Below are 13,748 nucleotides of genomic sequence, written 5' to 3'. Positions count from 1 at the left end.
ATCACGACGACAGTTTGAATAAGTACCTCACGATTGAGCACCGGCCTCACGGGTTTCTGATCCAGATCAGAATCAGGCCGCCCCATCGACGTAGAAAGGTATGACCCGCGCGGTAATCACGGCGCGCCGATCTGAACTGGATGGAGGTTTTTCATGCAAACCGTCAAAGAACACAATGAACGCGCCGTTGATGTCTACGCCAAAGTGGCCGGCCACCATTGGATCGAACCCCTTAAAGACGGCCGGCACGTGCTGATACGGCCGCTCACGGATGAAGACCGTGAGCGTGAGTATGCGTTTATCAAGCGCCTGTCTCCCGAGTCGCGGCATATGCGATTTCTTGCCCAGATCAATGAGCCGAGCAAAGCGATGCTGGATCAGTTAATGGACACTGACAACGACCAGCGCATGGCCTACATCGCACTGACTCACGATAACGGCAAGCTTACCGAGATCGGTATCAGTCGGTATGCCGCCACCGGAGAACATGTATGTGAATGCGCAGTCACCGTTGCTGATGAGTGGAAGCATCTGGGTTTGGGCACGCATCTGATGACGCATTTGATCAAGGCGGCGCGTCGCAACGCTTTCACCCAGATGTACTCGATTGACGCGGCAAGCAATACGCCGATGCGTGACCTGGCAAGAAGCTTGGGGTTCGACACGTCTAGCGACCCCGACAACTCATCTCAGGTTATCCATCGTCTTCACCTGTAAACAGTTGCCCCGCGATAACGCGCGCCTTTGCTCAAGGGCGCCGCGTCATTAAAGGTAGGGGACACGCCGTAGGCGTGGAGTGCCGGCCTGCCCTGCCGGCTGGGCCACGTATCAGTCGCGCGACGGTTTGATCGCCCATACGCTGCAAGGCGCCCTATGCAAGAGCTGTTCGGCGGTTGTGCCTAACAGTTTACTCAAGCCATGGTGCTGCACCGTCCCCATGACGATCACGTCCGTAGCGTGTTTAGTCGCGAACTCACAAATGCCTGGAACCGCCGCACCTTCGATAAAGTGACGGTTCTGCGGTGCCACATGATGGCGCTCGGCTAGCGCCGCAAACGCCTCACGCTCTGCGCTGCCCAACGCCTCATAGAGACCCGTGGCCAGCGGTAACGCACCAACGCCCATGTCCGTCGCATACACCGCCATCCAGTCATAGACATGCACCAACTCCAATGTGGCACCACATTGCTCGGCCAGCTTCACGGCGGCATCGATAATCTGATCGTTGAATACCTGATCCTGCTCTTCACTGCGCAGGACATCGACAATAGCCAGGATCTGGCGAGGTCGAGCATGCAGGTCATTGATCACTAGATGCACCGGCACTGGACAATCACGCAGCAACTGCCAGTCCAGCGGGGTGAAAAATATCCGTTTCAACGCCGACTCTTCGTGAGCATCCTTGATGATCAGTGCCAACGGCAGCTCGCTGACGAAATGCAGGATTTCTTCATAAGGATGCTGTACCCACACCACCTCACTGGAGACTGCAACGCCATGCTTGCTCATCAGCTCGGCCTGTTCCGAAAGCCACTGTCGATGAGTTTGCAAATACCCTTCCCGCGCTACACCCATCTGTTCGGGGGCAAATAGGCCTGCCACCGCTAGTGCCTGCAGATAATCAAACGCGACGATGTGCAACGGCAGTTGCATCGCCCGAGCCAGAGCCGTGGCACGCTCAAAGGCTGGAGTGCGGATCATGGCTGGAGGGGCAATCAATAATAAACGCTGGATCTGTGACATGGGGCACCTCGGGACGGGGCCATCTGGATGGCTATTGCTCAAGGTTGAGCGTTACAGACTTCAGCTGTTTGATATTTGTCAGGTATGCCAGTCGTAAGGGTGAACATCGCCCCGAATAAAGTTGATATTGATCAACAAGTACCCCCTCGCACCCTCATAGCCTGAACCAAAGCGTCCTGTGTCTGCAGAGAGAATAGGCAATGATCGAAAATGACCAGCAAGTGTTGGTAAGGGCATTGGACGCCGCAACAAACCCGGTACTAATCACCGAACGCAGTGGCAGCATCGTGTGGCTCAACAAAGCATTCTGCCTGATGAGCGGCTATTCCAAGCAAGAGCTGGTGGGCAAGACCCCGCATCTGCTGTCTTCAGGTAGACAAAGCACTACGTTCTATCGCAATTTGTGGATGACGATTATGGCGGGGCTGAGCTGGCAAGGCGAAATGGTCGAGAGGCGCAAGGACGGAGGCACCTGCACCGTCAATCAGATCATCACGCCGGTGCTCGACCAGGACGGTGTGGTGACGCACTTCATCGCCATCCTGCACAACTTCAGTCTCATAGACGAAGAGCGCGCCGCCATGCAGCAACTGGCATTCCACGACGCTCTGACGGGGTTGCCCAACCGCTTGCTGTTCCTGAACCTGCTCAACCAGGCAATCAATGGCGCGATCAAATACAAGCAGCCATTGGCGCTGATGTTTATCGATCTGGATCACTTCAAATCCATCAACGACACCCTCGGCCACGCTTGCGGGGACAGGCTGTTGGTCGCGGTGGCTGAACGCCTGGGCCAGTCAGTGCGCCGCTCCGACGTGGTCGCCCGCCTGAGCGGTGACGAGTTCGCGATCTTGATCTCCGGCGTGGACCAGATTGACCAACTTGAGCCCTTGGCGAACAAATTGGTCGCCGCTATCCATCAGCCTTTCATGGTGGACAATCATCGGATCGAAACCGCTATAAGCATCGGTATCAGCCTGTTTCACGGCGATGGAAGCAGTGTGGATGATCTGCTCGCCCAAGCCGACAGCGCGATGTACCAGGCCAAGAGAAACGGTGGCAACGGTTGCCGTTTCAGCGTTCTGGACATACCGGCCGAACTCAATGCAGCAAGGTGCCCGCCCACATGGCCAGCGTCAGCAACACCTGGCCCGGGATAACATAGGCGGCAAATCGTCTGCCACCGCTGACCCAGGCCATCAGGCACTTGCTCAAAGAGTTGCTGCTGACAGCAACCAGCGCAGGGCCGACGATGGCATCGAACGGCAACAAGCCGGCCTTGGCGAGGGAGGCGATGGACGCTGTGGAGGAATGCGCGTCGGCAAAACCGGTCAAGGTCGCAGTCAACATTATCCCGACCTGACCGAAGTGGCTCAGCATGGCTGATGAAACCAGGGTGATACCGGTCATGGTCAACGTCACAATCAAGGCAAGCTTGAGATCGAATGCGCCCCCCACCTTGATCGGCCCGTTGGCGCCCCCGGCCTGGACGGGAAACATCAGGCATGCGCCATATAACCCCGTGACAGCAAATCCGCAGGCCAATGGCCCCCACATGCTGCGCAACAGTGCGGGATCAACCAGGCCAAAAATCAGCCCGACCTGAATCACGGTGGCCAAATTGGACAATATCGCCGCAGCACTCAGGGCGCGGATATTGCCAGGCTCCGTGGCGACGCGATGTCCCATCGAGGCGATGGTCACGGTACTGGAGGCGAATCCGGAGGCGATCGCACTGATAGCGTAGCCGTAGCGAGTTCCCAGCGTACGCACCGCAATATGCCCCGCGGCGCCCACCAGCATCAACAAAACAGTCAAGCTGCAGACGGTGCGCAAATTGAGGGCTGCATAAGGGCCGATATAACGATCCGGCAGCAATGGCAGCACCACCAGCGCCGTAATCAGCAAGACGAGTCCATCGCGCATCTCAGGCTCGGTCAACTGGCTTTTGGCGAAATGATGCAGTGTCTCCCGATACGTCAGCAGCCCCGCCGCCACCACACCCATAGCGACGGCCAGTTCGGGAGCGGTACTGCACAGCGCGCCCAAGATCAGCACGGTGAGCAAAGCCACTTCGCTGGTCACGCCGGGGTCGTCACTCAGACTTCGCCAATAGGCGACAGTCGCCAGCGCGGTTAGACTGATCGCGACCATCCCGACCAGCAACGCCCCTCCCACCTGCATCGCCGCATATCCCAGCAGCGCGGTGATCGCGAACGTCCGCAATCCGGCGGAGTCGCGGGTATCTCCGGTCCCTTTGTGGCGCTCGCGCTCCAGACCGATCAACATGCCGATCCCCAGCGCGGCGGCCGCCCCCGCCATGCCAATGGTTTCAATCATGGTGGCCCTGATCCCAGTAATGAGCGGGTTGTGAGTGCGTGATCTCGAAGTTCATGAACACCTGCGAAAGACGTTCTCAAGGCGTTATCGCCACTTTCATCACACCGTCACGCTGATTGGCAAACAGCTCATAGGCCGCCTCGATGTCATCGAGCTTGAAATGGTGAGTCACCAGCGGCGACAAATCGACGGCACCGCTTTGCACCACTGCCATCAACCGGCGCATCCGCTCTTTGCCACCGGGGCACAGCGTCGTCACGATGCTGTAATCACCGAGGCCGGCGGCAAAGGCATCGAGCGGGATGCGCAAGTCGCTGGAGTACACCCCCAGGCTGGATAACCGGCCGCCGGGGCGCAGCACGCGCAATGCCGACTCAAACGTACCTTGGGTGCCCAGAGCCTCGATCGAGACATCGACTCCCCGGCCATCGGTCAGGGCCATGATTTGCTCGACCACATTTGCCTCCTTGAAATTCACCACGTGGGTCGCGCCCAACTGACGGGCGACGCTCATGCGCTGCGCCACGGCATCGACGCCGATGATGGTGGTGGCCCCTTTAAGTCGTGCACCGGCCACGGCACACAGACCGATCGGCCCGAGGGCAAATACGGCGACTGTGTCACCGATATTGATCTCACCGCGCTCCGCCCCAGAGAACCCGGTGGACATGATGTCCGGGCACATCAGCACCTGTTCATCGCTCAAACCATCGGGGATTGGGCACAAATTGGCGAGTGCATCTGGTACCAGCACGTATTCGGCTTGGCAGCCGTCGATGATATTGCCGAATTTCCAGCCACCCGTGGCGCGAAATCCGTGCCGGGTGTCGGGGCCATCCTGTGAGGCGCAGCCGCACAGGCAGGCATAACTCTGGCCACTTGGGGTAATTGCCCCAGCGATGACCCGTTGTCCCTCGACGAAACCGCGCACCTGCGAACCCAGCCGTTCGATGATGCCCACTGGCTCGTGACCGATGGTCAAGCCTTTGGCCACCGGGTACTCGCCGCGAAGGATATGCACATCGGTGCCGCAGATGGTCGTGGTGGTGATGCGAATCAAAGCATCCAGCGGGCCGACCTCGGGGATCGGTTTGTCCTCGAGCACGATGCGGTTCTTCTCAACGAATATTGCGGCTTTCATGGTGGCCATCCTCGGTTCTCCTACGCAGATCGAGTTCGTGAGTGCTGCACTCACCCGAGACTGCGCCAGGGCGACCAACCGCAGATTGATAATGGTCAACAATCAGAGAATCAAAGCGCCTGCCGCAGATCGTTTGACCGGCGCTCTCACTCGTCTCTTTGACAAAAATCAAGCCCGTTGGCGTAGCCAGCGCCACCCTAGGCGCAAGGCTCACTGCCCGGACGTTCGACTGGCGAGCGTTTGAGCGATTACCAATGGGAGATTTGCCATGTCTGCGCAATCACGTTTCATGCTCGTTGTCTCGCCCCTCATGAAAAGCAGCCCGGCCTTCGAGCGCGCTGCCGCTCTGGCCAAGGCGTCGGACGCCGCCTTGCACATCGTGGCATTCGACTATCTGGAGGGGCTGGCGACTGCTGGCCTGGTCAATGAGCAAGCTCTGGAACAGATGCGCTTGGGATATGTCGAGCGCCACCACCAATGGCTAGAGGATCAGGCCCGCCCCTTGCGCAAGCTCGGCGTGCACGTGACCACTGAAGTGGTGTGGGTGCAAAGCCCCCTGCAAGAGATTCTCATCCACCTCCGGGAACAACCCATGACAGCACTGGTGAAAGCTCTGGAGCACGAGTCAGTCCTGTCACGCCTGATGTTCACTCCGTTGGATATTCATCTGCTACGCGAATGCCCGGTGCCCCTGCACTTTGTCAGTCATTTGCACCACGCCCTTCCACGGCGAATCGTTGCTGCGGTCGACCCGTTCCATCGCAATGACCACTACGAAGGCCTTAACGACAGAATTCTGCACGAAGCGGCAAAACTGGCGAGCAACTGTAATGCTGAGCTGGACGTTATTTACGCCCACGACCTGTCCTCGATCAGCGCCGCCGAGTTCGGTTTCAACAATGCCTCCGCGCTCTTCTCTCCAAGCGCCGCCAAGGCGCTGTTCGATGCACAAAGCGATGCTTTCCATGAGCTGGCCAAGCGCAATAACATCCCGGCGGAAAACCAGCACATGATCATGGGTAACCCGGCCAAGGTGCTTTCCAGCTATGCGGATGCTTATGACATTGACGTTATTGTCATGGGACGCGTCGTCCATCGAGGGATCGGTCAGTTGATCGGCAGCACCGTGGAACACCTGTTATACAAAATGCCTTGCAGTGTTTGGGTGGTTTCGCCGGAAGACGTCGCCGACTGAAAATGAATGGAGTGGTCTTTCGGTCTGTCGTTGGCCTTTGCTGCTCTGTTAGCGAATTCATCCGTCGCATCACTCGTGCCACGTTCGGGCTCAATCCGCTCGGTGAAGATTCAGCAGGCCTCTGCATCCTGTGATGCGCGCAGCTTGAGTATTGTCTTTCGTTAACAATTTTCGATTAATGTCTGTTGAATAGGCCGATGATGAATCAATCAACATGACCGACACCCGCCAGACTGACCGCCGCCACTGGACAGTTTTCCTAATTTTCCTGCGCCTGGGCCTGACCTCTTTCGGTGGCCCAATCGCCCACCTGGGCTACTTCCGAGACGAGTTCGTGGTGCGTCGACAGTGGCTCAGCGAGCGCAGTTATGCGGATCTGGTCGCCCTTTGCCAGTTTCTACCAGGGCCTGCAAGCAGTCAGGTCGGCATCGCGCTTGGGCTTTCTCGCTCAGGCTACGGTGGCGCGCTGGCGGCGTGGATGGGGTTCACTTTACCTTCCGCGATTGCCCTGATCCTCTTTGCGTTGGGCATAGCCCGTTATGGCGATGTCATACCCGTTGGCGTATTGCACGGGTTAAAGGTGGTAGCCGTGGCGGTGGTCGCGCAGGCGGTATGGGGGATGGCGCGCAATCTGTGTCCCGATACGCCGCGTAGATCCATCATGACAGCAGCAACCTGCTTCGTGCTGCTCGTACCCTCCGCGTTGGGGCAAGTCGGGGTCATAGCGATGGGTGCGATCATTGGCTTGTGCCTCTTCAAGCCCGAGCCGAGCGAAGCCCGTGATCCGCTGCCCATTCGCATCCGCCGTCGTGCCGGCATGTTTTGGCTGGTTCTGTTCTGTGCTCTGTTGCTCGGGCTGCCGCTCCTGGCAACGTGGTTTCCAAGTCAAATGTTGTCGAGGGTGGATGCGTTCTACCGCGCTGGCTCGCTGGTCTTCGGTGGCGGACATGTGGTGCTGCCGCTGTTGCAGGCTGAAGTCGTACCTACCGGCTGGGTCGGCAACGATGCATTCCTGGCGGGCTATGGCGCCGCGCAAGCCATCCCTGGGCCGCTATTCACCTTCGCTGCATTTCTCGGCGCGTCGATGAACCAAGCGCCCAACGGTTGGCTTGGGGGCCTGGTTTGCCTGCTGGCGATATTTGCGCCTTCTTTCCTGTTGATCTTGGGCGCCTTGCCGTTCTGGGAGCATCTGCGGCACAACATCCGCACGCAAGCGGCGCTGATGGGCATCAATGCGGCGGTGGTTGGTGTGTTGCTCGCCGCCCTTTATCAGCCGGTATGGACGAGTGCGATTCACGCCCCGCAGGACTTTGCCCTGGCCCTTGTGGCGCTGGTTGCGTTGATGTTCTGGAAAGTTGCGCCGTGGCTGGTGGTACTCGGCAGCGGCGTCATGGGTGGGCTGTTGAGTATCGCTTTATAAGCAAAAACTCATGCTGAACTGCGCTATTGGCCGATTCTGTTGAACAGAAAGCCATCCGGGACGGCTTTATCATTTAACGGTGAAAACGCTTTCTTACGGCTGCTACGTGAGATCCATGTCAGGAAGCGCCTGCCGAAAGTGCGAATGGCTTGCAAGCGGGTAGCGAACGCTACCTGGGCATCCTTTGGAGTGGCAGGTTTTATCTTCAGCCTTTCACGCGATTTCCATGAAATCATCGTGCCATTAGCACACCTGTGCTAATCGACCCTTCCCCCCTGCGGCGCTATATTCCCCGACACTTCCAACGCTCCTCCGGCACCGTGCATTTCTTGCGCGTGGGCGTGTTGTGCGCTGGAAAAACCATAACAACCCCAAGGAAGAATCACCATGAAACTGCAATCCTCTGTTACTCGCCTGACCCTGTTGGGTGCCCTGATCATCGGCGTGGCCGGCTGCAGCAACATCAAGCCTACAGAAGACCACCTCAAGACCCTGTCGGAAACCAACCTGGGCGAGCCGGTCAAGCGTATCTCCAACGTACGCAGCGACTCGATGACCACCTACTACGTGGCCACCGCGGCGTCTGGCGAGTACAACTGCTCGGTGCCCAGCGGTGCCAGCGGCGGCGCGTTTGCGGTCGCAAGCTTTGGCCTGATGAAGCCTGCCGCCTACTGCCAGCCCAAAGGCGCACGCGGCAACCCACTGCAGGGCTTCACCCAGTAACGGACTCCTGGCTCAGGTCCCGCAGGCTGCCACGCAGTTCAGCGGGGCGTACAGGTTTGGAGAGAATGGCGATCTGACGGTCGTGCAACGCGGCCTGGATTTTCTCCACATCGTGCCCGGTGAGGATCAGCGCCGGGACCGCCCAGCCACGTTGCGCGCGCAGGGCGTCGATGCATTCGATACCGGTGGCATGATTACCCAGGTCATAGTCGGCGACGATGATGTCGCAGTCGCTGACCAGGTCACGCCCAGACGACTCCGCCTGCACCTCGCACCCCCAGCGCTCCAGCAGCGCCTGGGTGGCGAGCAGCACGTTGTGGTCATCCTCCACCAGGCACACCTTCAAACCCGTGAGCAACCCGGCCTGGCGCGTGTCGTCACGCGGTGCCGTAGTCCGCGGTGCAGTGGCCAAAGTGAGGCCATACAGGCACACGGAGGTGCCATGGCCAACCCGTGAGCGCAGGCTCACTTGCACGCCCATCAATTGCCCCAGGCGCTTGACGATGGACAGCCCGAGGCCCACGCCTTCGACGTCTTTGTCACGCAGGTGGCGTACCCGATAAAACTCCTCGAAGACCTTTGACAGATGCTCCTCGGCAATTCCCCGCCCCCGGTCATGAATCTCCACCGCCAAGCCGCCGTCGCGAACGCGCACGCCGATCAGCACCGGACGATGCGCGCCATATTTGAAGCAATTGGACAGCACGTTCTGCACCATGGTCGCCAGCAGCGCCGGGTCGACCAGCACCCAGTGCGCGCACGGCCGCAGGCGCAGCTCCACGCCGGCCCAGCGCGCAGCTTCGGCGTTCTGGCGTACCAGGTCGGCGAGGAACTCGCCCAGGTGCACCGCCTGGTATTTGGGCATCAGGCGGCCGTTGTCGAGGGTGTAGAGGTCGAGAATCGAACGGAACAGTTGCGACACGTTGAGCAGGGAGCGGTCGATATTGTCCACCAGCCTCCGTTCTTCGTCGCCCAGCCGGGCTTCGCGCAGGCAGGCAGTGAACAGGCCGATGGAATGGATGGGTTGGCGCAGGTCGTGGCTGGCCTGAGCGAGAAAACGGGATTTCTCCAGGTTGGCGGCGATGGCTTGCTCCGACGCCTTGCGCGTGCGCTCCAGCAGAATGTGCGCATACACCGGGATTACCGTGCTGGTGATCATGAGCATCAGCACCATGAAGGGTTGTGCCTGCCACACCGGCGTCAATCGATACACAACCAGCAGCGCCAGCAGCGCCAACGCCGTGGCAATCGCCAGGTAACGCGAGCCGTAACGCATGCCGTTGCCGAGGTTGACCCACACCATCACCGCATACAGCGGCAATGCCGCCTCACCACCGACCACCATGCCGAACGAGGTGCCGGTGTAGTCGTGAAGCATGCCGAAGATCCGCCGCGCCGGGTAATGTCCGGGCCATCGGGCGATCACCTGGCGCAACACGATGGAGGCCAGCAGGAACAGAAAGATATACAGGATCACCGGCAGGTAGGTGTCCACCGACTGTCCGGGCAGGAAGCCCAATGCACCGATGTAGACAATCGCAATGCTGGCCACCACGATGCGCAGGTTGGCTTGGTCGAGTTCGGAGTTGGTCTCAAGACTCATGGGGTTACGTCCTTGTGCGGCAGTGATCAATTCCTTCACACACCACAGGCAGGCCCTGGGCGCGGTGGTAAGGTAGCATGCAATTGCACACCCTTGCCCCAGGAAGGAGTACCCACATGAGCAGTCGCATCATCATCGCCGATGACCATCCGATGTTTCGTGAAGCCATGCTGCGCACGGTGCAGCGCTTGTTGCCAGACGCCGTGGTGCAGGAAGCCGGGGACCTTGAAGGGGTGCTCGCACTGATCCATGAAGGCGGCGAGGTCGATACGCTGATCCTCGATCTGCGCTTTCCCGGCCTGACCTGCATGAGCCAACTGGTCGAACTGCGCCAGCAACTGCGGCGCACTACACTGATCGTGGTGTCGATGGTGGATGACCCGGCATTGATCGATCAGGTGATGGCCCTGGGCGCGGACGGCTTCATCGGCAAGAACATCGCCCCCGACGAGATCGGCCAGGCGCTGCTGGCCATCCGCGAAGGCGAAGTGCTGGTCAAGTTTGCCCCTTCCGGTTTGCTGCCACTGGACACCTACGCCCTCACTGCCCGTCAGCAGGACGTGCTGCGCCTGATCGCGCAGGGCAAGACCAACAAAGAAATCGCCAAGGCCCTGGAAATCTCGCCGTTTACGGTGCGCATCCATGTGTCGTCGTTGTTGCGCACGCTGGATGTGCCGTCGCGGGCGGCGGCAGCGGTGAAGTATTCCGGGGAGTTCTAGGGGGAGCGGGAAGCACGCCTCACCCTGCGCAGCGGTACTGGAGCGCGGCCGTATTGCCGAGCGCTGGCACACCCGAAGGATTTGCGCCGAAACCGGCCAGCAGGGTATCGCCTTCAGCTTATCGAGTATTGGGAGATAGCGTTTCAGTGCCAGGCACAGGATGTTTCTCTATGATGGGCCCTTTCGCTCAATGCCTCAGGAAATACCATGCCCGCCCTCACCTTCCGCACCGCCCTCCCCGCCGATGCCGCGCGTTGCTTTGACATCGAAATCAGCGCCTACGAAGGCGACGAAGCCGCGACGCTGGAGAAGATCGCCACGCGTATTGCGCAATACCCGCAAGGTTTCTTGATCCTGGAAGCCGAGGGCGAAGTGGTGGGTTTCATCAACTGTGGGTGCGCCCATGAGGTGGTGATGTCGGACGAGGCGTTCAAGGAGTTGGTAGGCCACTGCGCCGAGGCGCCAAACGTCGTGATCATGTCGGTGGTGGTCGACCCGGCGCATCAGGGCAAGGGTTATTCCAAGGCGTTGATGACTGAGTTCGTGCAGCGTATGCGCGGGATGGGCAAACAGACGATTCACTTGATGTGCAAAGAACAGCACGTGCCGTTGTACGAGCGCATGGGTTATGACTATGTGCGCCCTTCGCCATCGGATCACGGAGGAATGGCGTGGCATGAAATGGTCAGGGCGCTCTGACGATGGACATACCGTTGATTGAAATCAGCGACCAGCCCAACCCCGAAGCCGAGCGCCTCCTCGGCAGCGGCCTGGCGGCGTTCAACGAAAGCATCACGGGCTACAACGATCGCCAGCCGCTGACGGTGCTGATCAAAGACCCTGCCACCCAGCAGATCGTCGGCGGCATCACCGGTAAAACCACGCTAGGCATGGCCTTTCTCGACCTCTTCCACCTGCCCGAACACCTGCGGGGGTCGGGCCTGGGCAGCCAACTGTTGCAAGCCTTCGAAGACGAAGCCCGTCGGCGGGGTTGTCGCAATGCGGTGCTCTACACCCTGAGCTTCCAGGCGCCGGGGTTCTACGAGAAGCACGGGTGGGTGAAATTCGGTGAAGTGCCCTGCGCACCTGAAGGCAGCAGCCGGGTGTTTCTGTCTAAACCGCTGTGACTGCCGCTTGCAGCGGCAATAGCAGCGCGGATTGGTTTTTGGTAAGCGCGCTTGCTCGCGAATAACCAATAGGCCACCCCGGGCAGCCCGATAGCGCTGCGTCATCTCTCACGTTCTTCGCGAGCAAGCTCGCGCCTTCAAAGGGCATCGTTGGCCTGGCTGAGCGGTTTTAATCATTTGCACGCAGCCCGACGCTTTGCTTTAATCGCGACCAATTCTTATTTGCATGCTTTTTTGAGCTGGACGGGCAGTGTGTCGACTTCTTTTACCCACCTCTACGGCACCCATCACGGTTGGCTGCTCGGCCTGCTGCGCCGGCGCCTGAACGACCGCTGGGATGCCGCCGACCTGGCTCACGACACGTTTATCCGGATTCTCAGCCGCCCACCGGCCGAGACCGACCCCGTCCGCCAACGCTCCTACCTGGCCACCATCGCCCGTGGACTGTGCATCGACCATTGGCGCCGGCGCCAGCTCGAACGCACGTGGCTGCAAACGCTGGCCGAACGGCCGGAAGCGCTGCAACCGTCGCCGGAGCAACGGGCGATCATCGTCGAGACACTGGTTGAGGTGGACGCCATGCTCGCGCGACTGCCGAAGAAAGTCAGCGAAGCCTTCCTGCTCGCCCAGTTACACGGCCTGCCCTACAAGCAGATCGCCGAGCAGCTTGGCGTGGGCGAGCGCATGGTCAAGAAGTACATGGCCCAGGCCCTGCTGCATTGCGCAATCCTGGAAGCCGAACTCGACGGGATGCTCGTGCAATGAACGCCTCCGGCAAGCTCAGCCATGCCAGCCTTGAGCAGGCCGCGCAATGGTATGTGCGCCTGCAGGACCACGGCAGCGCCTTGGAGCAACTGCGCTGGCAGGCCTGGGTCGCGCAAAACCCTGAACACTTGGCGGCCTGGCAGTACGTGCAGCGGGTGAGCCAGCGTTTTGCCCCGCTGCAGGAACAAGCCCAGGGAGCCAGCCGCGCCTTGCGCAGTTCGCGGCGCCAGACACTCAAGACCCTGCTGGTGCTGTGCGGCGGCTCGGCGCTGGCCTGGGGCAGTTGGCGCAACACCGCCCTGCCCAGACTGGTGGGCGGCTGGAGCGCAGACTATGCAACCACCAGCGGCGAGACCCGCGATACCCTGCTGGCCGATGGCAGCCATGTGTGGCTGAACGCGTTGAGTGCGCTGGATGTGCGTTTTGATGCGGCGCAACGCTTGCTGCTTCTGCGCTTTGGCGAGGTATTGATCGACACGGCCAAGGACGCCCGGCGGCCGTTTCTGGTCGATACCGAACACGGGCGCATGCAGGCGCTGGGCACCCGTTTCAGTGTGCTGCAAGGCGACGATCACACCCAGCTCAATGTCTTCGAAGGCCGCGTGCAGATCACCACCCAAGACCGGCATGTGCGCATCATCGAAGCGGGCCAGCAAGCCTCCTTTACCCGCGATGGCTTCAAGCCCACCGCGACTGCCTCGCAAGCGCGGGAGGCCTGGAGCCGTGGCGTGCTGCTGGCGGACAACTTGCCGCTTGGGCAGTTGATCACCGAGCTTAACCGTTATCGCCCCGGCCATCTGGGATGTGATCCGGCGGTGGCGCAGTTGCCGGTGATGGGCTCGTTCCCGCTCAAGGACAGCGATCATGCCCTGCACCTGTTGCAGGCGGCGCTGCCGATTCGGGTCGACCGGCCGTTGCCGTGGTGGGTATCGGTCGGGCCGCTGTAAAAAATCTTCAACCGCCAGTTCCCTT

At 60.1% G+C, this 13,748-nt stretch carries 14 protein-coding genes; 10 read left to right on the top strand and 4 right to left on the bottom strand.

Annotated elements, in window-relative coordinates:
- The first annotated feature begins 153 nt into the window (after positions 1-153).
- Positions 154-717 carry a GNAT family N-acetyltransferase gene (locus AC4PS7_RS28760; protein WP_021492304.1) on the top strand — a complete coding sequence of 188 codons (564 nt, stop codon included), beginning with the start codon at positions 154-156 and terminating at the stop codon, positions 715-717.
- A 111-nt stretch (positions 718-828) separates the two neighbouring features.
- On the opposite strand, the gene AC4PS7_RS28755 is transcribed toward AC4PS7_RS28760, so the two are convergent.
- Complete coding sequence (locus AC4PS7_RS28755) at positions 829-1,743, bottom strand: universal stress protein (protein ID WP_045791972.1); 915 nt, start codon at positions 1,741-1,743, stop codon at positions 829-831.
- Between the two features lie 200 nt (positions 1,744-1,943).
- On the opposite strand from AC4PS7_RS28755, the gene AC4PS7_RS28750 reads away from it, so the two are divergent.
- Positions 1,944-2,903: a GGDEF domain-containing protein gene (locus AC4PS7_RS28750; protein ID WP_010209792.1), complete on the top strand. Its 960-nt coding sequence runs from the start codon at positions 1,944-1,946 to the stop codon at positions 2,901-2,903.
- Here AC4PS7_RS28750 and AC4PS7_RS28745 read toward each other — a convergent pair.
- A complete protein-coding gene (locus AC4PS7_RS28745) occupies positions 2,845-4,083 on the bottom strand; it encodes an MgtC/SapB family protein (protein WP_198832372.1) in 1,239 nt (412 codons plus the stop codon). The genes AC4PS7_RS28750 and AC4PS7_RS28745 overlap by 59 nt on opposite strands.
- Before the next feature lie 76 nt (positions 4,084-4,159).
- Entirely contained in the window at positions 4,160-5,233 is a 1,074-nt protein-coding gene (locus tag AC4PS7_RS28740) for an NAD(P)-dependent alcohol dehydrogenase (RefSeq protein ID WP_010209790.1), read from the bottom strand.
- 259 nt (positions 5,234-5,492) lie between these two features.
- Between AC4PS7_RS28740 and AC4PS7_RS28735 the strand changes: the two genes are divergently transcribed.
- The 3 genes from AC4PS7_RS28735 to AC4PS7_RS28725 all read left to right on the top strand — a co-directional run bounded on the left by AC4PS7_RS28735 (position 5,493) and on the right by AC4PS7_RS28725 (position 8,562).
- Positions 5,493-6,419, top strand: a complete 927-nt coding sequence (locus tag AC4PS7_RS28735) for a universal stress protein (RefSeq protein WP_492179875.1) — start codon at positions 5,493-5,495, stop codon at positions 6,417-6,419.
- A 214-nt stretch (positions 6,420-6,633) separates the two neighbouring features.
- A complete protein-coding gene (gene chrA, locus AC4PS7_RS28730; protein ID WP_460114468.1) occupies positions 6,634-7,839 on the top strand; it encodes a chromate efflux transporter in 1,206 nt (401 codons plus the stop codon).
- A 387-nt stretch (positions 7,840-8,226) separates the two neighbouring features.
- Positions 8,227-8,562, top strand: coding sequence for a hypothetical protein (locus AC4PS7_RS28725; RefSeq protein ID WP_010209787.1), 336 nt, complete (start codon positions 8,227-8,229; stop codon positions 8,560-8,562).
- Here the strand turns inward: AC4PS7_RS28725 and AC4PS7_RS28720 are convergent.
- Entirely contained in the window at positions 8,552-10,165 is a 1,614-nt protein-coding gene (locus AC4PS7_RS28720; protein WP_045791967.1) for a hybrid sensor histidine kinase/response regulator, read from the bottom strand. The two genes, AC4PS7_RS28725 and AC4PS7_RS28720, sit on opposite strands and share 11 nt — an antisense overlap.
- 116 nt (positions 10,166-10,281) lie before the next feature.
- On the opposite strand from AC4PS7_RS28720, the gene AC4PS7_RS28715 reads away from it, so the two are divergent.
- The 5 genes from AC4PS7_RS28715 (at position 10,282) to AC4PS7_RS28695 (ending at position 13,723) form a co-directional block, all read left to right on the top strand.
- Positions 10,282-10,884, top strand: coding sequence for a LuxR C-terminal-related transcriptional regulator (locus AC4PS7_RS28715; RefSeq protein ID WP_106120242.1), 603 nt, complete (start codon positions 10,282-10,284; stop codon positions 10,882-10,884).
- A gap of 207 nt (positions 10,885-11,091) precedes the next feature.
- Positions 11,092-11,583, top strand: a complete 492-nt coding sequence (locus AC4PS7_RS28710) for a GNAT family N-acetyltransferase (protein ID WP_010209781.1) — start codon at positions 11,092-11,094, stop codon at positions 11,581-11,583.
- A gap of 2 nt (positions 11,584-11,585) precedes the next feature.
- Entirely contained in the window at positions 11,586-12,011 is a 426-nt protein-coding gene (locus tag AC4PS7_RS28705) for a GNAT family N-acetyltransferase (RefSeq protein ID WP_042572188.1), read from the top strand.
- Positions 12,012-12,263: 252 nt separating this feature from the next.
- The gene (locus tag AC4PS7_RS28700) at positions 12,264-12,776 is read left to right on the top strand and encodes a sigma-70 family RNA polymerase sigma factor (RefSeq protein ID WP_010209776.1); all 513 of its coding nucleotides are present in this window, start codon (positions 12,264-12,266) and stop codon (positions 12,774-12,776) included.
- Positions 12,773-13,723 (top strand): FecR domain-containing protein, encoded by a 951-nt coding sequence (locus tag AC4PS7_RS28695; protein ID WP_021492310.1) that lies wholly within the window; start codon positions 12,773-12,775, stop codon positions 13,721-13,723. Before AC4PS7_RS28700 ends, AC4PS7_RS28695 begins: the two co-directional genes overlap by 4 nt.
- Positions 13,724-13,748: the final 25 nt, after the last annotated feature.

The sequence above is a fragment of the Pseudomonas sp. DW-iso3 genome (genome assembly GCF_058725305.1).
Note: the sequence above shows the minus strand (reverse complement) of the source record. Positions and strands in the feature narration are given on the sequence as shown.